The following is a 23,195-nucleotide window of genomic DNA, read 5'->3' on the forward strand; positions in this document are numbered from 1 at the left end:
GTTAAACATCATGGAAACAATTTTCGATTATAATCAAATCAAACAAATCATACCACATAGACAACCATTTTTACTGATAGATAGAGTTGTAGAATACGAAGAAGGTAAACGTTGTGTGGGATTAAAACAAGTTTCAGGTAATGAACCATTCTTCCAAGGGCATTTTCCAGATTATGCTGTAATGCCTGGTGTATTAATTACAGAAGCATTGGCCCAAACTGGTGCAGTGGCTATGTTAAATAGTGAAGAAAATAAAGGTAAGATTGCGCTTTTTGCAGGTATAGATAAATGTCGTTTTAAAAGACAAGTAACTCCTGGTGATACACTTATGTTAGAAGTAGAAATAACAAAAATTAAAGGACCAATTGGTAAAGGTACTGCTAAAGCAACAGTAGATGGTCAATTAGCATGTAGTTGTGAATTAACTTTTGCAATTCAAGATGCTAAGTAAAACAAAACCTACACTCATGTTCAAACATGAGTGTAGGTTTTTGAATTTACCTCTCGAATTTTTCATCTTTAAGTTTAGGCTTAGATTGCATCATACGGTTAAATGTTTTCTTTAGTTCTTCACCAGTTAGCCCATCATCTACTAATTCTTCTAGTAAGCTTTCTGCGTAGACTTGTCTAAGGGTATAAATATGACATTCGAATACTATTGACATAGTCTTTTCAAACTGAGTTACACTTTTTACAGTAGCATCAAATAATGCTGGATCATTGGCAGGTCTTGTTATGACTACACGTATATCTAACAATTGATCACTATCCATATAATCTTTAAATGTATGATAGTGTTCATTAGAAATGACAATTTCTAAAAGCCATCCTGTTCCACTACCTTCCTTATTTATAATCACGCCATCTTCTAATTCATATTCGGTTACACCGCCATTTTCACTTACAATTTGAAAACGTACAGCTTTAAATGTCTTCATTAAGTCCACATCCCATTTATTTATATATTTACAAAAAGTGATTTATTATTAATCAACTGATTTAAATATTGATTATTTTCTTTAAATATATCAAATATGAAGGGTGAATAGCTATATATTTCGATAAAATAGCTTTTTGACAGTATAAAGAGATGTGATTATTATATAACTTAAGAGGAGGTGACACATGTTAAATAAAATAGTTTTAGTTGGTAGACTTACAAAGGATGCCCAAATTTATGAAAAGGAGGAAGGTAGTAAAGTAGCAACATTTTGCGTTGCTACGGAAAGAAATTATAAAGATCAGAATAATGATATCGCATGCGATTATCTATATTGCAAAGCCTTTGGGAAAACAGCTACGAATATTGAAAAGTTTACATCTCAAGGATCTTTAGTAGGTATTACTGGCCAAATGCGATCACGTAAGTATGAAAAAGATAATCAGACACATTTTGTAACTGAAGTTTATGTAGAAACAATTAAATTTATGTCCTCTAAGACAAAAGAATCCAATATCCTCTCTAATGAATATAATGAAGCACAAAATGAATGCTTCATATAGGTTAGACAGCCATTAATTATTCAATAACTCCCAATTATTTATACTTTTATCCTATCTTAATATAAATTATCATCTTTCAATTATACTCAAGCGACCTTTTTTAATTTTTTTAAATAGAAAAAGGTCGTTTTTGTATCCATATTTTACTTTAAAAATGACATATTTGCGTCAGAATTATCTGATAGATTTCATTAGATAGGGTGTTTTTTTAGTTGGTAAATAGTTTGACTTAGTTATATGTTTATTAAAAGGTATATTGTTATACATTTTTTAATAATTGAATTTATGTGTTACATTTGCTATTGTAATAATTGAAAATGATTAAAAATAGAACTACTAGGGGCGCCTATAAAGGCTGAGATGAATTTAATTCAGACCCTTAAAACCTGATTTGGTTAGTACCAACGGAGGAAAGTAGTGTAACATATTAACGGTATTAGGTCGTGCCTTAATTTTGCTACTTTCCAGTTTGGAAAGTAGTTTTTTTATTTCAAGGAGGAAATTTTATGAGTTTTTCTAAAGATTTAAGAGTGGCAGCAGAACCTATTATTGAGGATATTTATAATGATGGTTTCATACAAGATTTATTACATGGTGAATTATCTAAACAAGCGGTAAGACAATATCTACGTGCAGATGCATCTTACTTAAAAGAGTTTGCTAATCTATATGCACTATTAATTCCTAAAGTGCATAATATGGATGACGTTAAATTTTTAGTGGAACAGATTGAATTTTTATTAGAAGGAGAAGTAGAAGCACATGAAATTTTAGCTTCATTCATAAATGAACCATATCATGAGATTGTTAAAGAAAAAGTATGGCCACCAAGTGGTGATCATTATATTAAGCATATGTACTATAATGCCTATGCACATGAAAATGCAGCATATACGATTGCAGCAATGGCACCATGTCCATATGTATATGCGGTAATTGGTAAAAGAGCGATAAAAGACAATCAACTTAATAAAGATTCAATTACGTCTAATTGGTTTGAATTTTATAGTACAGAAATGGATGCACTAGTAAATTTATTTGATGAATTAATGGATCGTTTAACAGAGAATTGTACTTAAGAAGAAAAAGAAGAGATTAAGGAGAATTTCTTACAAAGTACTATTCATGAAAGAAACTTTTTCAATATGGCCTACGTAGATGAAAAATGGAATTTTAGAGGTGACAAATATGAATAAACCTAAAATTGCTTTAACTATTGCAGGTACTGATCCAACTGGCGGTGCTGGAGTAATGGCTGATTTGAAGTCATTTCATTCTTGCGGCGTTTATGGAATGGCAGCAATAACGAGTATTGTCGCTCAAAATACGATGGGCGTAGAACATATTCATAATCTAGAGACATCATGGGTTAAAGAACAATTGGATAGTGTATTTAATGATGAACTTCCTCATGCAATTAAGACAGGGATGATTGCTACAGAAGAGACGATGCAATTAATCAAAAGTTATTTAGAAGATTATCCTACAATTCCATACGTGATTGATCCTGTTATGCTAGCCAAAAGTGGGGATTCGTTGATGGATGATCAAACCAAACAAAAGTTGCAAAGTACATTATTACCTTTAGCTGATGTTGTTACACCTAATATTCCAGAAGTGGAAGAAATCACTGGTATAAAGATTGATACTGAAGAAAACATTCGAAAAGCAGGAGATATATTTATCAATGACATTGGCAGCAAAGGTGTAGTCATTAAAGGTGGACATTCTGCCGACTTAAATAATGCTAAAGATTTTTTATTTACAAAAGATGGCGTATACACATTTGAAGATGAACGATTTGATACTAAACATACTCATGGAACAGGTTGTACATTTTCAGCTGTCATTGCTGCTGAATTAGCTAAAGGTCGTAGTATTTATGAAGCAGTTGAAAAAGCTAAAACATTTATTTCTTTGAGTATCAAATATACCCCTGAGATTGGTAAAGGTCGTGGCCCAGTCAATCATTTTGCGTATCTAAAGAAAGTAGGTTTAGATGATGAATAATTTAGAAAAGCTTAGAAATGAGAATCCTTTAATTGTTTGTTATACGAACGATGTAGTTAAGAATTTTACTGCAAATGGTCTATTAAGTATTGGTGCAAGTCCGGCAATGAGCGAGGCACCAGAAGAGGCTGAAGATTTTTATCAAGTTGCAAGTGGATTACTAATTAATATTGGTACGCTTACGCATAATAATGAAGCAGATTTAATTAAGATAGGTAAAATTGCAAATCAACTTGGTACACCAATTGTTTTTGATCCTGTCGCAGTAGGAGCGTCACAATATAGAAAAGATTTTTGTAAAAACTTTTTAAGTGAAGTAAAAGTTGCAGTGATTAAAGGGAACGCTTCAGAAATATTGACACTCATTGATACCAATACAACAATGAAGGGGACTGATGGAGATAGTTCACTAAATGCAATAGAAATTGCCAAGAAAGCTCATCAAAAATATCACACTGCAATTGTAGTCACAGGTAAAGAAGATATCGTAGTTCAAGATGGCAAAGTGACTCAACTTTCAAATGGTTCTCCTATGTCTGCTAAAATTACAGGTGCTGGTTGCCTATTAGGTGGAATTATTACTAGTTTCTTATTTAGAAATAATCAACCTCAACAAGAAACACTTGTAGAAGCGGTTAGTTTTTATAATATAGCTGGTGAAATTGCTGAAAACGCAGATCATGTCAAAGGTCCTGGCTCATTTTTACCAGAATTACTAGATCAAATGTATTTATTGGATTATCAAACCTTTGAAAAATATGTTAGAAAAGAAGAGGTTGAATAAATGTCATTTAAAGCAACAGATTTAAAAATATATTTTATATGTGGCACCCAAGATATACCTGAACACCAAACTATTCAAGGTATCCTAACACAAGCTTTAGAAGCTGGCATTACGATGTTTCAATTTAGAGAAAAAGGTGATAAAGCTTTAACTGGCTCGAAGAAAGAAAAATTAGCTAAAGAATTACAAGCTCTATGTCAATCATATGATGTACCATTTATTGTTAACGATGATGTCTCATTAGCCAAGAGCATTAATGCTGATGGTATACATGTTGGTCAAGATGATGAAGATGTTCGAGCTTTTGCAAATGATTTTCAAGAAAAGATTATCGGTCTAAGTGTTGGAAATTTAAATGAGTATGAAAAATCAGATCTCACTAATGTTGATTACATCGGAGTTGGACCAATGTTTGAAACACCATCTAAAAGTGATGCTAGTGCTCCAGTAGGTCCAGATATGATTACACAGTTAAGACAAAAAATGGGTGATTTTCCTATGGTTGCTATTGGAGGTATTAATGAGGAGAATGTGCCCCTCATTGCAAATGCAGGTGTTGATGGCATTTCAGTGATTTCAGCAATTAGCAAAAGTAATAATATTGACAACACTGTTAATGAATTCAAGAAATATTTCAATTAATCTTTAATTTTTCCACTTTTTGTTTTATCCTAGAGTATGAGTATGATAGAATAAATCCTATGTGAATATTACAATAGAGGTGGAAAAATGAAGAAAAAAGCGTTGCTACCTTTGTTTTTAGGTTTAATGGTCTTTTTAGCAGGCTGTGATTATTCAAAACCTGGAGCTCGTAGTGGATTTTTCTATAATACGTTCGTTGATCCAATGAAACACTTATTACAGTGGTTGGGTAACGATGTTTTACACAATGATTATGGTTTAGCTATTATCATTTTAGTATTTGTTATTCGTCTTGTGTTACTTCCATTCATGTTATCAAACTACAAAAATAGTCATATGATGCGTGAAAAAATGAAAGTTGCTAAACCTGAAGTAGATGGTATTCAGGAAAAGGTTAAACGTGCACGTACTCAAGAAGAGAAAATGGCTGCTAACCAAGAATTAATGGAAGTTTATAAAAAATATGATATGAATCCAATGAAGAGCATGTTGGGTTGTTTACCGATGCTAATTCAAATGCCTATTATCATGGGGTTATACTTTGTACTTAAGGACAAGTTAGTTAATGGCTTATCTGTACACCCTCATTTTTTATGGTTTAATTTAACTAAACCAGATATTTGGATTACAATTATTGCAGGTGTGCTTTACTTTATACAAGCATATGTTTCAAGTAAAACGATGCCTCAAGAACAACGTCAAATGGGTTATATGATGATGATTGTATCACCTATTATGATTATTTGGATTGCGTTAAGTTCAGCATCAGCATTAGGTTTATATTGGTCAGTCAGTGCAGCATTCTTAGTTGTACAAACACATTTTGCTAATATGTACTATTCTAAACTTGCTAAAAAAGAAGTTGAACCATTACTTGAAAAATTTGATCAAGACGGTAAGTCATCAAATAAAAAAGGTAAAAATACTCAAGTCGTATCTAAGAAAAATAAAAAATAATTTAATTAAACCAGCAAATCATTGATTTGCTGGTTTTTCTTATATATAGTGCCATTCGTCAAAAAACTGGGAAACGAATGACTTCATAAATTCATGACGTTGTGCTGCAATATGCTTAGCAGTTTGAGTATGCATTAAATCTTTAAGTTTAAATAATTTTTCATAAAAGTGTTTTATAGCAGAAGGTGGTAATTGTGTTAGAGTTGATTCACTAAAATCATTAGGCATTATTGTTTCCGTCCACATTGGTTCATTGAAATAACCTGCAAATTGAAATGTTCTAGCAATACCAATAGCACCAATGGCATCTAGACGGTCGGCATCTCTGACAATTTGACCTTCAGTTGATAATTCAATATAGTTGTTTGAACCATTCTTATAACTCATATTCTCAATAATATGTATAACATGAGTTTGATCATCTTCAGATAATTCAATTTCTCTTAAAAACTCTATTAATTTAGCTTTAGCCTGTTGTTCATTTACTAATTTAGGGTCAATCGTATCGTGTAGTATACTAGAGAGTTCAATGATAAATGAATGTTCAAAACCTTCTTTCTTAGCAATATACTTTGCTAATGCGTGTACACGACTAACATGTTCAACATCATGACCACTATAATCATTTTTATGAAATGCTTGCATATATCTGAAAGCCATTTGAATGCGTTCTTCATTTTTCATTTCTATTCATCCCTTCAAAACGAAAACCTGAGACAACAATAGGTATGGGTCTCAGGTTTGATTTTATTTTAATTACATATATTTTTATTTTACAATCGATTAAATCTTATTTGTTGAATACATAGTATTATAAAATAGGAGATAAGAGTTGTGATATACCTTCTTTAAATTTGATCCATAAGCTACGCGATTCATATTTTTCTTTAGTTAATTGATCGGAAACTTTCATATCATCAATGAAGGCTTGTTTTAAAGAACGAGCAATACCTTCGTCATATATAAAGGCATTCACCTCAAAATTTAGCGTGAAACTTCTATGGTCCATATTGGCAGTACCAACACTTGCGACTTCATCATCAATAATTAATGTTTTGGAATGTAAAAATCCATTATTATATTGATATACGTTGACGCCAGCTTCTAAGAGGGAAGCTACATTTTTTAGAGTTGCCCAATAAACAAAAGGGTGATCAGGCATATTTGGAGTCATAATATTGACTTCTACACCCCCAAGTGCAGCAATTTTAATTGAATCTAAAAAAGCTTGGTCAGGAATGAAATAAGGTGATTGGATATAAATTGATTTTTTAGCAGAAGAAATCATTTTTAAATATCCATATTTAATTTGTTCCCATTCTTCATCTGGACCACTAGAAGCGATTTGTATTCCAATAGTACCACCTGAATTGACATCTGGGAAATAGCGTTCTTCGTAAGTAATATTGTCACGTGTAGATTGAGAGTTCCAGTCTAGGATGAATCTTAATTGAAGAGCGTTAACTGCATCTCCTTCAACACGTAAATGTGTATCGCGCCAATATCCAAACTTTTTAGATTTACCTAAATATTCGTCACCAACGTTAAATCCACCCACATATCCTATTTTACCGTCTATCACAGCGATTTTACGGTGATTTCGATTGTTCATTCGTAAATTAATAAGGGGGAGTTTTGATGGGAAAAAAGCTTCTGCATGACCACCTTTTTCACGAAATGCTTTCAAATCCTTTTTCCTTAAGTCTCTTGAACCCATATCATCATATAACATTTTAACTTCAATACCAGCTTCAGCTTTATCTTCTAATGCCTTTAAAATGGTCTTTCCAAGTTTATCACTGTGAAAGATATAATATTGAATATGTATATAATCTTTAGCATTTTTAATATCTTCTAATAAATCATCAAACTTTTGATGACCGTCAGTATATATCATTAAATCATTATCAGTTGTTAAAAAAGCTGCATTATTATATAACAACATTTGTACCATTTCTTTAAACTTAACAATTTGATGATTTCCCTTTGAAAAGTTTTTATCTTTTATGGCTTTAAGTTGTTCATCAACAATCATTTCAAGGCCAACTTTATCGTCTTTATCCAATGTAAAAATGTGATTTCTTTGAATTTGACGGCCAAAAAGTAGATATAATATAAAACCTAATAAAGGTAAAAATACAAGGACTAATAACCATGCCCATATTGAATTAGCACTACGTCTTTCCATAAAAATAATGGTAAAGGCAAAGGCTAAGTTCAAAATAAAAGCACCAATCAAAATAATATTGATAATAAGATTGGAATGAGCGAAAGTCATCGTGAATATTTCGACCATAAAATACCTCCTTATTATATTATTTGTATTAAAATTTAATTGATTTAACAAAAGTTTTTAACTACATAATTGTACCATGAAGTCATCTTTTTATCATTATACTGATTGTATTAATAAGTGTTTCTATTATTGACTAAATAGTATTAGAGAAGTAGGATAGTAGGGAAATCAATAAAGAGGTGACTCAAGTGACAGAACAAGATCATGCGCATCACTCTGAACAAAGTAAAGCAAATTTAAAATCGAGATTAAACCGTATTGAAGGTCAAGTGAGAGCTATTAATCGAATGATAGAAGAAGATGTATATTGCGATGATGTGTTAACTCAAATCAGAGCTACACGTTCTGCATTAAATAGCGTAGCTACTAAATTATTAGAACAACATATGAAAAGTTGTATTGCAGAAAAAGTTAATCAAGGACATCAAGAAGAGGCAATGGAAGAGCTACTCGTTACTTTTCAAAAACTTATGAAAGATTGAGGGATATTAAGTGCAACAAAAAATTGTTTATACAGCTGGTATAGAAACACAAGAACAATCTGAATCTGTAAAAAATCTTTTAACTGAAATGATAGGTGTATATCAAGTTGAAATCGATATCAATACTGGAAACATTTCAATAGAATTTGAAACACCTGCGAATTTAAATAGTATTGAAAAAGAAATTTATGATGCTGGATATAAAGTCCTCTATTGATAATACGCAAATTCAGTTTATTGAACATATTTTTAAGTTATAAAAAGTAAAGATTATATTAAATTTTAAAAATCATGTAGTAAAGTAGTCTGAATTGGGGTATGATTAGTTATGAAGTCAACCAAACGAGGTGTTATTAGTGAAGAATTCAGAGAAAATTCAAAATGTAGTCAGTTTATTATCATCATTAGGTGTAAATATTAAAAAAACTAAATCTCGTTTAGACATTATTAATACGTTACCTACAACAAATCAAATCAGTCACGAATGTAAATAAGTGAACTTGATTTAGGATTTTGGTTAGTAAGTGCACTTAAATTGTAAATGTGAGTCGTCGTTTCAAAAGGGCGATTTTTTAGTAAAGAAATAGAGTCAGTCCTTTCACGGACTGACTCTATTTTTATTTGATATAAATTATTCTTTTGAAGTTTCATATTTTTTAGGTTCATGATAATAAATGGATAAGATGACACCAATTCCAGTCATTAAACTCCATAATGAGCTACCACCATAACTAATGAATGGTAAAGGAATACCAGTAATTGGTAACAATTGAACTGTCATTCCAATATTTTGTAAAACATGGAAAACAATTAGTGATACATATCCTATAATGAATACTTTATTATATTGATCATTAATCCGACTAGCTAATCTAATTAAATGAAAGACTAAAATTAAAAATAACAAAATGAGAATAACTGATCCTATGAATCCCATTTCTTCGCCTATCACAGAGAAAATAAAATCGGTATGATTTTCAGGTATATAAACTTCACCATGATTATAACCTTTACCAAATAGTTGACCTGAACCAATGGCCTTTAGTGATTCGGTTAAATGATAACCATCTCCACTACTATATGAGTATGGATCCAACCATGAATTGATTCGTCCCATTTGATACATCTTAATACCTAATAAATTTTCTATTAATGATGGTTTGAAAAGAATAGTAAGTATAATTGACGAACCAATTACGATTGCCGCAATGAAGATAGGTGCAAGTAATCTCCATGTAATACCACTAACTAGCATGATTCCGGCAATGATTGCACAAATAACCAACGTTGTTCCTAAATCATTTTGTAATAAAATCAACGCCATTGGAATAATAGAAACACCTATGATTTTGAAAAATAATGTCAAATCAGATTGAAATGACTTGTTAAAAGTAAATTGATTATGTCGTGCCACTACTTTAGATAAAGCCAATATAAGTATAATTTTCATAAATTCAGAAGGTTGAATACTAATTGGTCCAAAGCTATACCAACTTTTGGCACCATTAATAACTGGTGTGATAGGTGTTTCAGGTAATATTAAAAGTCCTAATAATAAAATACAAAAAATTCCATAAAGCAAATATGTATAATTTCTTATTTTTTTAGGTGAAATAAACATAATTATTATGGCCATTATTGCGCCTAGAATATAGTACATTATTTGTCTGATTCCAAAGTTAGCACTATATTGTCCACCGCCCATGGCAGAACTAATTAATGTAACACTTAATATAGCTAACAATGTAATGATTGCTACTAAAATCCAGTCTACTTTAAGTAGCCAATGTTTGTTAGGCTGTTGACGGGATGAATATTTCATAATTTACTCCTTTTACTACACGTGATGAGATATTTGGTAATGAATTATCAATATTGATAATCATTCATCTATCATCCATAATTATATAACGATTTTACATGACTTTATAGAAATTTGCTAGAATATCAAGTCCAAATGAACTAACCATTTTATTTCAAATGATATATTTAGAGTGAAGATTGGTTAGGTTAAGTAACTTTTCCATTTATATTAATAGATTATAAAATGCAAAAGTCCTATCAAATATGATAATATTAAGTTTCAGAGAAGACTTTGTATATTAAAAATACATATATTTAAAAGTAGATATTAAAATGATAAGACGTTATTCCATAGCGTTTATTGGAGGAAAAACGAAATGACAAAAGAAAATATTTGTATCGTTTACGGAGGAAAAAGTGCAGAACATGATGTATCAATCTTAACTGCCCAGAATGTATTAAATGCGATTGATAAAGATAAATATCAAGTTGATATTATTTATATAACAAATGACGGTGAATGGAAGAAACAAGATAACATCACTAGTGAAATTGAATCAACAGAGGATTTAAGAATCGATAATATTCCTACCGGTGAAATTTCTCAATTATTAAGTAAGGGAAGTTTAGGACAATCATATGATGCTGTGTTTCCATTATTACATGGCCCAAATGGAGAAGATGGTACAATTCAAGGATTATTCGAAGTGCTCGACATTCCTTATGTAGGAAATGGTGTTTTAGCAGCATCAAGTTCAATGGATAAACTAGTTATGAAACAATTGTTTGAACATAGAGGGTTACCACAATTACCATACATTAGTTTCTTAAGAAGTGAATTTGAAAAATATGAGAATAATATTCTTAAATTAGTTAATGATAAATTAAGTTACCCAGTATTTGTTAAACCTGCAAACTTAGGTTCAAGTGTAGGTATTAGTAAATGTAATAATGAAGATGAATTAAAATCAGGTATTAAAGAAGCATTCCAATTTGACCGTAAATTAGTGATAGAACAAGGTGTTAATGCACGTGAAATAGAAGTTGCAGTTTTAGGCAATGACTATCCTGAAACAACATGGCCAGGTGAGGTTGTTAAAGATGTAGCGTTTTATGACTATAAATCAAAATATAAAGATGGAAAAATACAATTACAAATCCCTGCAGATTTAGATCAAGATGTACAAATGACTTTAAGAAATATGGCATTAGAAGCATTTAAAGCAACGGACTGTTCAGGTTTAGTACGTGCAGATTTCTTTGTTACTGAAGATAATCAAATTTATATTAATGAAACAAATGCAATGCCAGGTTTTACGTCTTTTAGTATGTATCCAAGTCTATGGGAAAACATGGGTCTTTCATATGCAGATTTAATTGCAAAATTAATAGATTTAGCTAAAGAAAGACACGAAGATAAAAAGAAAAACAAATATAAAATAGATTAAACGAGGTTGCTTGAAATGATTAACGTAACATTAAAACAAATTAAAGCATGGATTGATTGTGAAATAGATGAGCAATATCTTCATCAATCAATTCAAGGTGTCACAATTGATTCCAGAGCGATAAAAAAAGACATGTTATTTATACCTTTTAAAGGTGAAAACGGTGACGGTCATCGTTTCGTTGAACAAGCACTCAAAGATGGAGCAGGTGCATCATTTTATCAAAAAGATGTATCACTGCCCAAGGATATCGAAGGACCTATTATATGGGTAGACGATACGTTGCAAGCATTACAAGATTTAGCTAAAGCATATTTAAAATATGTTAATCCAAAGGTCATTGCTGTGACAGGTTCCAATGGTAAAACAACAACTAAAGATATGATTGAAAGTGTACTTAATACAGAGTTTAATGTGAAAAAGACACAAGGTAACTACAATAATGAGATTGGTATGCCTTTAACTATTTTAGATTTAGATAAAAACACTGATATTTCTATTTTAGAAATGGGAATGTCAGGATTCCATGAAATTGAATTATTATCTACTATTGCTGAACCAGACATTGCTGTAATTACTAATATTGGTGAGTCACATATGCAAGATTTAGGTTCACGTGAAGGCATTGCTCAAGCTAAATCAGAAATAACAATTGGCTTAAAATCAAATGGTACATTTATCTATGATGGTGATGAACCTTTGTTAAAACCGCATGTCGAACAAATTAAAGAAGCTAAATGTATTAGCATTGGGTTAGAACAAGGCAATTCATTAGTATGTAGTGTAAATGATCAAGTTGAAACAGAAGGCATTGCATTTACAATTAATCATCAACAAGAATATGAATTACCTATATTAGGTATTCATAATATGAAAAATGCTGCTATTGCCATTGCAGTAGGGCAAGAATTAGGACTTTCGTATAAAACAATTCAACACAATATCAAACGTGTTAAATTAACAGGCATGAGAATGGAACGTCATGAAACAGAACAACAAGTTACTGTCATTAATGATGCATATAATGCAAGTCCAACAAGTATGAAAGCTGCTATAGATACGTTAAGTAACATGAATGGACGAAAGATTATTGTGCTTGGTGATGTTCTTGAATTAGGTGACAATAGTCAACGTATGCATGAAGAAGTCGGAACTTATTTACAGAATAAACACATCGATCAATTAATTACATTTGGTAGTGAAGCAACATTTATACACAATACAGGTAAGTCATATGTTGATGAAGCACATCATTTTAATGATAAAGAAAAACTTATTTCTTATATGACACATATCGTTCAACCAGATGATAACGTATTAATTAAAGGTTCAAGAGGTATGAAATTAGAAGAAGTAGTAGATGCATTAATTAAATAATGCTTTATGTTATTGTAGTAAGACTCATGTTAATTTCTCATATAATTGGGAATAACATAGTAGTCTTACTATTTTTATTTAAAAAATAAAATATATTTATGAAACGCTTCCAAATTATATAAAACACCAGTTTAAAAGGAAAAATTTCATAATAAAAGGACATGATTCACCACGATATGCCAACTGCTTTATTGCTATAATAAATGTTAGGTGGTACTATTAAGAAGTTGATAAAACATAAATGAACATATATGCAAAAAAGTATATTGAGAAATAAACATGTAAAAGGAGAATTATTTTGCAAAATTTTAAAGAACTAGGGATTTCGGATAAAACGGTTCAAACACTTGAATCTATGGGGTTTAAAGAGCCAACTCCTATCCAAAAAGATAGTATCCCTTATGCGTTAGAAGGACATGACATCCTTGGACAAGCTCAAACAGGTACTGGTAAAACGGGTGCGTTTGGTATACCTTTAATTGAAAAGGTTGTTGGAGAACAAGGTGTTCAATCGTTAATTCTAGCGCCTACTAGAGAATTAGCTATGCAAGTTGCAGAGCAATTAAAAGTATTTAGTAAAGGTCAAAACGTACAAGTTGTTACGGTATTTGGTGGTATGCCAATCGAGCGCCAAATTAAAGCCTTGAAAAAAGGACCACAAATCGTAGTAGGTACACCAGGACGTGTCATTGACCATTTAAATAGACGTACATTAAAAACTAACGATATTCACACACTTATCTTAGATGAAGCGGATGAAATGATGAACATGGGATTCATCGATGATATGAGATTCATCATGGATAAAATCCCGGCTGAACAACGTCAAATGATGCTTTTCTCAGCTACTATGCCAAAAGCTATTCAAACGTTAGTACAACAATTCATGAAAACACCAAAAATTATTAAAACAATGAATAATGAAATGTCTGATCCACAAATCGACGAATATTATACAATTGTTAAAGAATTAGAAAAGTTCGATACTTTCACTAATTTCTTAGATGTACATCAACCAGAACTAGCTATTGTGTTCGGTCGTACAAAACGTCGTGTAGATGAGTTAACAAGCGCGTTACTTTCTAAAGGTTATAAAGCTGAAGGTTTACATGGTGACATTACGCAAGCTAAACGTTTAGAAGTATTGAAAAAGTTCAAAAATGATCAAATTGACATTCTTGTAGCAACTGACGTAGCGGCACGTGGTTTAGATATCTCTGGCGTTAGTCATGTTTATAACTTTGATATCCCTCAAGATACTGAAAGTTACACGCATAGAATCGGACGTACTGGTCGTGCTGGTAAAGAAGGTATCGCTGTTACTTTTGTAAATCCAATCGAAATGGATTATATTCGTCAAATCGAAGATGCTAACAATAGAAGAATGACTGCTTTAAGACCACCTCATCGTAAAGAAGTATTGAAAGCACGTGAAGACGATATTAAAGAAAAAGTACAAAACTGGATGTCTAAAGACAATGAACCTCGTTTACAAAGAATTTCAACTGAACTACTTGAAGAGTACAATGATGTTGAGTTAGTTGCATCATTATTACAAGAGTTAGTTGAAGCTAATGATGAAGTTGAAGTTCAATTAACTTTTGAAAAACCACTTTCACGTAAAGGTCGTAATTCAAAAGGTAATAATAACTCTAGAAGAGGCAATAATAAACGCGGTGGCGGTAAATTTGATAACAAAAATAGACGTTCATCAAAAGGTTTTGCTTCTAAGAAAAACGGTAACAAAAAATTTGACCGTAAAGATAAATCATCTCAAGGGTCAAACAAGACAATGAAAGGTCGCACATTTGCTGACCATCAGAAATAATTAATTTATCAATACTCAATATATTTGTATTAAAAATAGAGCATACATTTAGCTTCGGTTAAATGTATGCTCTATTTATTTGTTTCTAAAATATACTAAAGTAATTTGGGTTTAAAGAACGTTAATAAGTAATGAGGAGCATTTAGAAGGTAATTTGTCTATGATATAATGTGACTAAAATGAAAAGGAGCTTATTGATGGATAATACATTTCATAAAAGTCCCAGAAATACATTGACATACTATTTTTTAACTTCAGGGCTTAACTTGATTATTGAAATTATTATTTTTACAATTCTATTTTATTTATGGAATCAATTTAATTGGTGGCACTTTATCATATACATATATTTTCTTTTATGGGGGATAAGTTTAATTAGATTCTTTTACGTTCCTATTGTAAATTATCACTTTTTATATTATCGAATTCATCATAATATTTTAGAGGTGAAGTCTACTTTTTTCTTTAAACGTCAAGACATCACTAAAGTAGAAAGACTTCAATTTTTACAAATTAGAACTAACCCACTAGCTAAATTATTTAAAATTAATGAAATTTCATTTGTTTCTGCAGGTCATTCGATTGAATTACCATTTGTTTCTGAAAAGGAAGCAGAATATATAGAAGATCAAATTTTTAGTCAATTGAGGGGAGCTGAATATGATGTTTAGCCCACAAAAATTACACCCTATTTCTTATATATCAGGCTTAATTGAAGCGTTCAAACAAAATATTATTGTAATTATTGTATTTTTAGTTTTTAACTTTAAAGACTTTGATTTTACTAATATTCGTGAGTATATTGTACCGGCAGTGTTGTTTATATTTTTCTTAATATCGTTTATTGGACAAATATTGAAAGTGTATCAGACAAGATATTGGATTGAAAACAACCACTTTATATTAACAACGGGCATATTCAACAAAGAACGTAAAGAGTTAGATATCAGTCGTATTCAATCTGTAGACACTTCACAAAGTATGATTAATCAAATAGTAGGTGGTGTGCAATTACAAATAAAAACACCAAGTGATGGTATAGAATTATCAACTATATCCAAATCACAAAGTATTGAATTAGAACATACAATCAAAAATATTCAAACTCAGTTAGATAATTCTCAGATTGAAATAGAAACAAATGATTTTCATAATACTAAAGAGAATAATGAATTACATAAGAAAGAATCATTTAATGAGGTACCCAAAAAACGTCGTGTATTTAAGTTATCAATCAGAGATTTAATTTTAATGTCATTAACAAGTGGTGCTATAGGAATCGCAATAGCAACTATTTCACCTATCATAGGTAGTGTGTCCAATATCATTCCGTGGAAAAGTATTACTGAAGAAATGACTCATTTGGCTAATGCCATTGTATTAATCGTAAGTATCATCATTGGAGTGATATTAGTTGCGAGTTATATTATAGGTGCAATTATCAATTTCATTAAATATTTCGGATATACACTAACACAAGAAAATCATCAATTGAAAATTCAATATGGTTTGTTTACTAAAAAGAACGTTACCGTACCTACAGAGCGTATTCAAGCAGTTGTCGAACATCAATCATATATTAGAAAGTTATTCGGTTTTACAGCTATACACGTATTGATTACGAGTGATTTTGAAGAGAAGATGGAAGATGATTCAACTGTAGGTGGAAATATAATGATTATTCCATTCATAAAGCGTAAAGAGGCATATAGAATCATTAAGGCATTAATTCCAGAAATGGAGTTCAAGCCTGCTCATATCGGCATGCCTTGGAGAGGTTTTCATAGACATTTTTTAATCCCTTCGTTGGTATTAATCTTAATTGGTATTATAGGACTATATTATTGGTCAGCTTGGGCTTTATTTATAGTTTGTATAATGATTTTAGCACTAATTATTGAAGCATTAATTTATATTCATTTGTCTGGATTTCAACTTGAAAATGACGAAATGACAGTACAGAAAGTGAACTTGTTTAGTATTAAAAGATACTATTTAAAATACGATAAAATTATTGGAATGGAAATCAAAACTCATCCATTTTTAATAAGAAATCATTTAGGTAATTTCAACTTCTTAATTTCTAAAGGTGCTTCAAATCAAACAATTGGATTAAAATTCTCAGATGAAAAATCAATAGAAACCCTTAAAACATGGTATGTAGGAGGTGATCAACGTGTCGAATTATAATTATATGGATGTTAATGCTAAGAAATCTATGGTTTTAGCTAATTCTATTTTGTTGATCATACTTTTTCTTATTTTGATTTGTATTCTAATTCTAAATTGGAAATTTTTACACTTAACAGATAACTGGTCAATCGCTATTGGAGGTATAATACTCTTTATTGTATGCAGTATTACAATGTTATTCGTTATACCAACATTTAGATATAAGAATTTCAGATATAAAATAAAGAATAACGAGATACATGTGAGAAAAGGGATTATCTTTATTAATACTAATATTATACCGTTTTTTAGAATTCAAAATATTGATATAAGCGAAGGCTTTATTATGAGAAAATATCAACTAGCTACAGTCACTTTATCAACAGCAGGAGGTAACTCTGAATTATTACTTATAAACAAAGAAAAAGCTGAAGAAATCAAACATTTAATTAAAGAAAGACGAAATAGTGAAAATCTAAATCAAAATGATGTAAAATTATAAGAATAGAATGATAAAAGATAACGAGGCGTCCTATGATATATGGTATTGGATTAGATTTAATAGAAATTGAGAGAATAGAAAATGTTTATAATAAGCAAAAGCAAAAGTTTGTTGAACGAATTCTATCTAAAGAAGAGCAAATCAAATTTAATAGTTTTTCACAACAAAAAAGAAAAATTGAATATCTTGCGGGAAGATTTGCTACTAAAGAAGCGTTTAGTAAAGCTTTAGGAACTGGATTAGGGAAAACAATAGCATTTCATGATATCAACTGCTATAACGATCATCTAGGCAAACCATGCATAGACTATAGTGGTTTTCGAGTTCATGTGAGTATTACCCACACTGAAAATTACGCGATGAGTCAAGTTCTTTTAGAGAAACAAGATGATAATCATGATGTGTGAACTAACTCATTTGTATTTATGTTGTTAGGTTTTAAAGGAGGTAATGACATTATGTCAGAAAAATTTTACAGATCGACGTATTTAAATATAGATTTGAATGCTATCTTATCTAATTATCAAACTTTTGATAAATTGCATGCTAATAAGACTGTTATATCAGTCATTAAAGCCAATGGATATGGTTTAGGTAGTGTTAGAATTGCACAACACTTAATGGAAAATGGTGCTTCATTTTTTGCAGTTGCAACATTAGACGAAGCAATAGAATTACGTATGCATGGCATTAAAGCTAAAATTTTAATTTTAGGAGTAATTCCGCCTAAAGATATTAATAAAGCTATCCAACACCGTGTCGCATTGACAGTCCCTTCAAAATCTTGGTTAAAAGAATCCATTAAGAACATATCAGATGAAAATGAGAAAGCACTTTGGTTACATTTAAAACTTGATACAGGTATGGGTAGACTAGGTATGAAAGATGTTGAAGAATACAAAGAAGTTGTAGATATTATTAGTAAATATGACCAACTTGTATTTGAAGGTGTATATACTCATTTTGCATGTGCTGATGAACCTGGAGACGATATGGCTACACAATATCAAAAATTCAAAGAACTTGTAGAACAAGTAGAAAAACCACATTATATACACACACAAAATTCAGCAGGTTCTCTATTAATGGATGGTCAGTTCTGTAATGCGATTCGTTTAGGTATATCACTATACGGATATTATCCTTCTGAATATGTGAAAGAAAACGTTAAAGTACATTTGAAACCAAGTGCACAATTAGTGAGTGAAATTGTACAAACAAAAACATTGAATGTTGGTGATTCTGTAAGTTATGGCAGTACTTATACTGCAACGGAACCAACGAGAATAGCTGTATTACCAATTGGCTATGCAGATGGTTATTTACGTTCTATGCAAGGGTCATATGTCAATGTGAACGGTCAACAATGCGAAGTAATAGGAAGAGTATGTATGGATCAAACGATGGTCAAAATTCCAGATACAGTAAAAGTCGGAGATAAAGTAATTCTGTTAGATAACCATGTAGATACAGAACAATCTGTTGAAGCATTAGCTAAGCAGCAAAATACAATAAATTATGAAGTTCTATGCAATTTATCAAGACGATTACCACGCATTTATCACATAGAAGATAATACAGAGATATCTAATGAATTATTAAAATAAGTATAGTCACTGATTTCAAAATTTGTTATTATTAAGTTAAATTAAGAAATCTTAATAATGCAACTTTTGGAATCAGATGGAGGTTCTTTGTATGTTATCTTTTAATCAAAATAGAAGTTACAGTTTAGAGCAATCTTTAAAAGAAGGTTATGCACAAATGGCTGATTTAAATCTCTCCCTAGCAACCGAAGCTTTTCCTATTGAATGTGAAGCGTGCGATTGCAATGAAACATATTTAACTTCTAATGCTAAGAATGAATGATTAGAAGAGGAGACGTTTATCTAGCGGATTTATCGCCTGTTCAAGGGTCAGAACAAGGGGGAGTGAGACCCGTAGTCATTATTCAGAATGACACAGGTAATAAATATAGTCCCACTGTAATTGTAGCTGCAATTACTGGAAGGATTAATAAAGCTAAGATACCTACACATGTTGAGATTGAAAAGAAAAAGTACAAACTTGATAAGGATTCAGTCATTTTACTAGAACAAATTCGTACTTTAGATAAAAATCGTTTGAAAGAAAAACTCACATATTTGTCTGATAACAAAATGAAAGAAGTAGATTACGCCCTAGACATCAGTCTAGGTTTACATAATTTCAATCATTCTAAGACATAATTAATTGTATGTATTATTCCAATACAAATAAAATAATGAGATCAAAGACAATAACTTTATAATAATTACAACTGCTTAAATATATATAAATAGATTTATTTATAACGTTGAGCATTTAGTTTTTAACATTTTATGAGCAATGATAGTTATTTCGAAGTATTATTTATTATAAAAGGATGTCTTAAGTTTTACGGCTTTAGGTATTCCATTCCTAAAGTCTTTTTTAGATGTATCGAGGTTTTAGTCTTTTTTACTAATTATAAAGAAAGGTATTTTGATTGAACGTTAGAAACTGAGCGTTGAAGTCGTATTGAGGAGGCAAAATCGTGGAAGAATTTAAAAAAGATTATAAAAAATTGATTGATGAAAGTTTAAGCACGAATAATAAAACTCAATTAATAAAAAAGTGTGAAGAGTTTACTAATGAAGTTATAAAAAAGGACATTTTGCCAGAAGATATTGTTGAAATACATAAAAATTATATATCTTCATTAAACGTTACTGATCACGAAGCGCTTGATACTTTAGATGTCCTTCAAGAAGTAGTTAAAGGATTTGGTTACAGTTATAGAGATTATCAAAAATTAGTAAACAAACTTCAATACCACGATAAAGAAATAGATCTAGCTTCTAGACTTCAACAAACTATGTTGAAAACAGATATTCCTCAATTCGATAGTATTCAAATTGGTGTAATATCAGTTGCAGCTCAAAAGGTAAGTGGAGATTATTTTAACTTAATAGATCACAATGATGGTACTATGAGTTTTGCAGTTGCAGATGTCATTGGAAAAGGTATACCGGCTGCTTTAGCAATGAGTATGATAAAGTTCGGTATGGACTCATATGGACATTCTCAATTGCCAAGTGAAGGGTTAAAGAGGCTCAATAGAGTTGTCGAAAAAAACGTCAACCAAAATATGTTTGTTACAATGTTCTATGGTTTGTATGAAGAAATGAACCATTTATTATATTGCAGTTCAGCTGGTCATGAACCAGGTTATGTATATAGAGCCGAAACTGAAGAGTTTCAAGAAATTGAAGTAAGAGGCCGTGTTTTAGGTGTTAATCAACAAACTAGATATAGTCAGCAGGAAATACCAATCTATATTGATGATTTGGTGATTATATTTACTGATGGAGTCACAGAAGCAAGAAATAAAGAAGGCGAATTCATCCAGAAAGATACTTTATTAAATTTAATCAAGAAATATAAACATATGCACCCTCAAGATATTGTTCAAATTATTTATGAAGCAATATTAAAAGTACAAAATCCTAATAAAAAAGATGATATGACTATTTTAATTATTAAAAGAGTAAATTAATTTTTATTTTATGATTAAGTAACGTTGACTTTGGGTATAATTATTCTTGAATAGTAAACTAGAAGATTTGAAATATAATTAGGAGTGTAACCAAATGAATCTTAATATAGAGACTGTCACACATGATACATATTATGAAGTTAAAGTTGGCGGAGAATTAGACGTTTATACAGTACCTGAGTTAGAAGAAGTGTTAGTACCAATGAGACAGGAAAGTACACACGATATTCATGTAAATTTAGCAAATGTTAGTTATATGGACTCAACAGGTTTGGGTCTTTTTGTAGGCACACTTAAAGCATTAAATCAAAACGGTAAAGATTTATATATCTTAGGCGTTTCTGACCGTATAGGAAGATTGTTTGATATTACCGGATTAAAAGATTTAATGCATGTTAATGAAGGAACGGAGGTAGAGTAACATGCAATCTAAACAAGATTATATTGAAATGCGGTTACCAGCTTCTGCCGAATATGTAAGTCTAATTAGATTAACATTATCTGGAGTGTTTACTAGAGCAGGTGCATCATATGATGATATAGAAGATTCAAAAATTGCTGTAAGTGAAGCAGTTACGAATGCAGTCAAACATGCATATAAACATAATCCCGAAACAGGCATGATTAATTTGTGCTTTGAAGTCTTTGAAGATAAAATTAAGATTGTGATTTCAGATCAAGGTGAAAGCTTTGATTATGAGACAACTAAATCTAATTTAGGGCCTTATAATGATAACGAAAATATAGATTTCTTACGTGAGGGTGGATTAGGATTATTCTTAATCGAGTCACTAATGGATGAAGTAACTGTTTACAAAGAGTCTGGTGTTACTATAAGTATGATTAAGTATATAAAAAAAGAGCAGGTGCGAAATAATGACGAAAGAGTCGAAATCAGTTAATGATGTATCACCTGAACAGATTAACCAATGGATTAAAGAACACCAAGAAGACCAAAATAGCGGAGCTCAAGATAAGTTAGTAAGGCACTATCGTAAACTAATTGAATCATTAGCTTATAAATATTCTAAAGGTCAATCACATCATGAAGATTTAGTTCAAGTGGGAATGGTTGGTTTAATAGGTGCTATAAATAGATTTGATTTGTCATTTGATCGAAAATTTGAAGCATTCCTAGTGCCAACTGTTATTGGTGAAATAAAAAGATATTTAAGAGACAAAACATGGAGTGTTCATGTACCTAGACGTATAAAAGAAATAGGTCCACGCATAAAGAAGGTAAGTGATGAACTTACAAATGAATTAGAACGTTCACCTTCAATAAGTGAAATTGCTGCTCGTTTGGAAGTTACAGATGAAGAAGTACTTGAAGCTATGGAAATGGGCCAAAGCTATAATGCATTAAGTGTAGACCATTCAATTGAAGCGGACAAAGACGGGTCTACAGTTACCTTATTAGATATTATGGGTCAACAAGATGATAATTATGATCTTACAGAAAAGCGCATGATACTTGAAAGAATTTTACCAATATTATCTGACAGAGAGAAAGAAATCATTCAGTGTACATTCATTGAAGGATTAAGTCAGAAAGAAACTGGTGAGCGTATAGGACTAAGCCAAATGCATGTGTCTAGATTACAGCGAACTGCAATTAAAAAGTTGCAAGAAGCAGCTAAACAATAAATATTTAAAAATAGTTAACATTAATATTTATAAGATTATTATTTCTTTAGTCAGAAGCCACACAGTAAAGTGAGGTACTGTTGAAGAAATAGTAATCTTATTTTTGTTTTTATACTTATAATACTTGATAATAAGAGTATTAGTATTAATAATTACAGAAAGCAACTATGTTAAAATAAAAAGATAAA

Annotated in this window: 27 protein-coding genes, 1 pseudogene and 1 riboswitch; of the genes and pseudogenes, 24 read left to right on the top strand and 4 right to left on the bottom strand. The window is 30.8% G+C overall.

The features are described from left to right. Positions 1-10 precede the first annotated feature (10 nt). Positions 11-451 carry a 3-hydroxyacyl-ACP dehydratase FabZ gene (gene fabZ, locus ssp1_RS03995; RefSeq protein ID WP_002451649.1) on the top strand — a complete coding sequence of 147 codons (441 nt, stop codon included), beginning with the start codon at positions 11-13 and terminating at the stop codon, positions 449-451. 46 nt (positions 452-497) lie between these two features. On the opposite strand, the gene ssp1_RS04000 is transcribed toward fabZ, so the two are convergent. Beyond that, on the bottom strand, positions 498-938 hold the full coding sequence (locus ssp1_RS04000; protein WP_002451648.1) for a YwpF-like family protein: 441 nt from the start codon (positions 936-938) through the stop codon (positions 498-500). A 187-nt stretch (positions 939-1,125) separates the two neighbouring features. Here ssp1_RS04000 and ssp1_RS04005 point away from each other — a divergent pair, with 187 nt between their 5' ends. The 6 genes and pseudogenes from ssp1_RS04005 (at position 1,126) to yidC (ending at position 5,896) form a co-directional block, all read left to right on the top strand. Beyond that, positions 1,126-1,503, top strand: coding sequence for a single-stranded DNA-binding protein (locus tag ssp1_RS04005; RefSeq protein ID WP_075778722.1), 378 nt, complete (start codon positions 1,126-1,128; stop codon positions 1,501-1,503). Positions 1,504-1,831: 328 nt separating this feature from the next. After that, a riboswitch (TPP riboswitch) is annotated at positions 1,832-1,933 on the top strand. A 76-nt stretch (positions 1,934-2,009) separates the two neighbouring features. Beyond that, positions 2,010-2,699: pseudogene (tenA, locus tag ssp1_RS04010) on the top strand (thiaminase II). After that, complete coding sequence (thiD, locus tag ssp1_RS04015) at positions 2,692-3,513, top strand: bifunctional hydroxymethylpyrimidine kinase/phosphomethylpyrimidine kinase (RefSeq protein WP_075778721.1); 822 nt, start codon at positions 2,692-2,694, stop codon at positions 3,511-3,513. The pseudogene tenA and the gene thiD overlap by 8 nt, the downstream one beginning before the upstream one ends. Continuing rightward, complete coding sequence (gene thiM / locus ssp1_RS04020; RefSeq protein WP_075778720.1) at positions 3,506-4,297, top strand: hydroxyethylthiazole kinase; 792 nt, start codon at positions 3,506-3,508, stop codon at positions 4,295-4,297. Before thiD ends, thiM begins: the two co-directional genes overlap by 8 nt. Further along, complete coding sequence (gene thiE / locus ssp1_RS04025) at positions 4,298-4,939, top strand: thiamine phosphate synthase (RefSeq protein ID WP_075778719.1); 642 nt, start codon at positions 4,298-4,300, stop codon at positions 4,937-4,939. An 87-nt stretch (positions 4,940-5,026) separates the two neighbouring features. Beyond that, positions 5,027-5,896, top strand: a complete 870-nt coding sequence (gene yidC / locus ssp1_RS04030; RefSeq protein ID WP_002451641.1) for a membrane protein insertase YidC — start codon at positions 5,027-5,029, stop codon at positions 5,894-5,896. 39 nt (positions 5,897-5,935) lie between these two features. Here yidC and ssp1_RS04035 read toward each other — a convergent pair whose 3' ends face one another. Together ssp1_RS04035 and cls are read right to left on the bottom strand one after the other, a co-directional pair. Further along, a complete protein-coding gene (locus tag ssp1_RS04035; protein ID WP_075778718.1) occupies positions 5,936-6,580 on the bottom strand; it encodes an HD domain-containing protein in 645 nt (214 codons plus the stop codon). Positions 6,581-6,707: 127 nt separating this feature from the next. After that, entirely contained in the window at positions 6,708-8,192 is a 1,485-nt protein-coding gene (cls, locus tag ssp1_RS04040) for a cardiolipin synthase (protein ID WP_075778717.1), read from the bottom strand. A 188-nt stretch (positions 8,193-8,380) separates the two neighbouring features. Here cls and csoR point away from each other — a divergent pair, with 188 nt between their 5' ends. From csoR to ssp1_RS04055, 3 genes are all read left to right on the top strand, one after another. Next, on the top strand, positions 8,381-8,674 hold the full coding sequence (gene csoR, locus ssp1_RS04045; protein WP_002451638.1) for a copper-sensing transcriptional repressor CsoR: 294 nt from the start codon (positions 8,381-8,383) through the stop codon (positions 8,672-8,674). A 10-nt stretch (positions 8,675-8,684) separates the two neighbouring features. Further along, positions 8,685-8,891 carry a putative copper chaperone CsoZ gene (csoZ, locus tag ssp1_RS04050; RefSeq protein ID WP_002451637.1) on the top strand — a complete coding sequence of 69 codons (207 nt, stop codon included), beginning with the start codon at positions 8,685-8,687 and terminating at the stop codon, positions 8,889-8,891. Positions 8,892-9,030: 139 nt separating this feature from the next. Next, positions 9,031-9,168 carry an Lmo0850 family protein gene (locus ssp1_RS04055; protein ID WP_002451636.1) on the top strand — a complete coding sequence of 46 codons (138 nt, stop codon included), beginning with the start codon at positions 9,031-9,033 and terminating at the stop codon, positions 9,166-9,168. Between the two features lie 137 nt (positions 9,169-9,305). Here ssp1_RS04055 and ssp1_RS04060 read toward each other — a convergent pair whose 3' ends face one another. Next, positions 9,306-10,496 (bottom strand): FtsW/RodA/SpoVE family cell cycle protein, encoded by a 1,191-nt coding sequence (locus ssp1_RS04060; protein ID WP_049425344.1) that lies wholly within the window; start codon positions 10,494-10,496, stop codon positions 9,306-9,308. Positions 10,497-10,854: 358 nt separating this feature from the next. On the opposite strand from ssp1_RS04060, the gene ssp1_RS04065 reads away from it, so the two are divergent. The 14 genes from ssp1_RS04065 (at position 10,855) to sigB (ending at position 23,007) form a co-directional block, all read left to right on the top strand. After that, on the top strand, positions 10,855-11,925 hold the full coding sequence (locus tag ssp1_RS04065; protein WP_002451634.1) for a D-alanine--D-alanine ligase: 1,071 nt from the start codon (positions 10,855-10,857) through the stop codon (positions 11,923-11,925). Positions 11,926-11,940: 15 nt separating this feature from the next. Then, the gene (locus tag ssp1_RS04070; RefSeq protein WP_118828130.1) at positions 11,941-13,302 is read left to right on the top strand and encodes a UDP-N-acetylmuramoyl-tripeptide--D-alanyl-D-alanine ligase; all 1,362 of its coding nucleotides are present in this window, start codon (positions 11,941-11,943) and stop codon (positions 13,300-13,302) included. Positions 13,303-13,600: 298 nt separating this feature from the next. Further along, positions 13,601-15,130: a degradosome RNA helicase CshA gene (gene cshA, locus ssp1_RS04075; RefSeq protein WP_075778715.1), complete on the top strand. Its 1,530-nt coding sequence runs from the start codon at positions 13,601-13,603 to the stop codon at positions 15,128-15,130. Between the two features lie 197 nt (positions 15,131-15,327). Further along, positions 15,328-15,801: a PH domain-containing protein gene (locus tag ssp1_RS04080; RefSeq protein ID WP_107536262.1), complete on the top strand. Its 474-nt coding sequence runs from the start codon at positions 15,328-15,330 to the stop codon at positions 15,799-15,801. Next, complete coding sequence (locus tag ssp1_RS04085) at positions 15,794-17,320, top strand: PH domain-containing protein (protein ID WP_075778730.1); 1,527 nt, start codon at positions 15,794-15,796, stop codon at positions 17,318-17,320. Before ssp1_RS04080 ends, ssp1_RS04085 begins: the two co-directional genes overlap by 8 nt. After that, on the top strand, positions 17,307-17,804 hold the full coding sequence (locus ssp1_RS04090) for a PH domain-containing protein (RefSeq protein WP_075778713.1): 498 nt from the start codon (positions 17,307-17,309) through the stop codon (positions 17,802-17,804). The genes ssp1_RS04085 and ssp1_RS04090 overlap by 14 nt, the downstream gene beginning before the upstream one ends. A gap of 32 nt (positions 17,805-17,836) precedes the next feature. Then, complete coding sequence (acpS, locus tag ssp1_RS04095; protein WP_075778712.1) at positions 17,837-18,211, top strand: holo-ACP synthase; 375 nt, start codon at positions 17,837-17,839, stop codon at positions 18,209-18,211. A gap of 51 nt (positions 18,212-18,262) precedes the next feature. Then, the gene (alr, locus tag ssp1_RS04100) at positions 18,263-19,411 is read left to right on the top strand and encodes an alanine racemase (protein ID WP_002451627.1); all 1,149 of its coding nucleotides are present in this window, start codon (positions 18,263-18,265) and stop codon (positions 19,409-19,411) included. A 91-nt stretch (positions 19,412-19,502) separates the two neighbouring features. Next, positions 19,503-19,673 carry a type II toxin-antitoxin system antitoxin MazE gene (mazE, locus tag ssp1_RS04105; protein WP_002451626.1) on the top strand — a complete coding sequence of 57 codons (171 nt, stop codon included), beginning with the start codon at positions 19,503-19,505 and terminating at the stop codon, positions 19,671-19,673. Next, positions 19,670-20,032 (top strand): type II toxin-antitoxin system PemK/MazF family toxin, encoded by a 363-nt coding sequence (locus tag ssp1_RS04110; RefSeq protein ID WP_002451625.1) that lies wholly within the window; start codon positions 19,670-19,672, stop codon positions 20,030-20,032. Before mazE ends, ssp1_RS04110 begins: the two co-directional genes overlap by 4 nt. Positions 20,033-20,358: 326 nt before the next feature. Continuing rightward, the gene (locus ssp1_RS04120; RefSeq protein WP_075778711.1) at positions 20,359-21,360 is read left to right on the top strand and encodes a SpoIIE family protein phosphatase; all 1,002 of its coding nucleotides are present in this window, start codon (positions 20,359-20,361) and stop codon (positions 21,358-21,360) included. Between the two features lie 94 nt (positions 21,361-21,454). Continuing rightward, complete coding sequence (locus ssp1_RS04125; RefSeq protein WP_118828131.1) at positions 21,455-21,781, top strand: anti-sigma factor antagonist; 327 nt, start codon at positions 21,455-21,457, stop codon at positions 21,779-21,781. A gap of 1 nt (position 21,782) precedes the next feature. Further along, positions 21,783-22,262 (top strand): anti-sigma B factor RsbW, encoded by a 480-nt coding sequence (gene rsbW / locus ssp1_RS04130; RefSeq protein ID WP_002466768.1) that lies wholly within the window; start codon positions 21,783-21,785, stop codon positions 22,260-22,262. Beyond that, the gene (gene sigB / locus ssp1_RS04135) at positions 22,237-23,007 is read left to right on the top strand and encodes an RNA polymerase sigma factor SigB (protein WP_002451621.1); all 771 of its coding nucleotides are present in this window, start codon (positions 22,237-22,239) and stop codon (positions 23,005-23,007) included. The genes rsbW and sigB overlap by 26 nt, the downstream gene beginning before the upstream one ends. Positions 23,008-23,195 lie beyond the last annotated feature (188 nt).

This window comes from Staphylococcus sp. M0911 (assembly GCF_003491325.1).
Taxonomy (GTDB): Bacteria; Bacillota; Bacilli; order Staphylococcales; family Staphylococcaceae; genus Staphylococcus; species Staphylococcus warneri_A.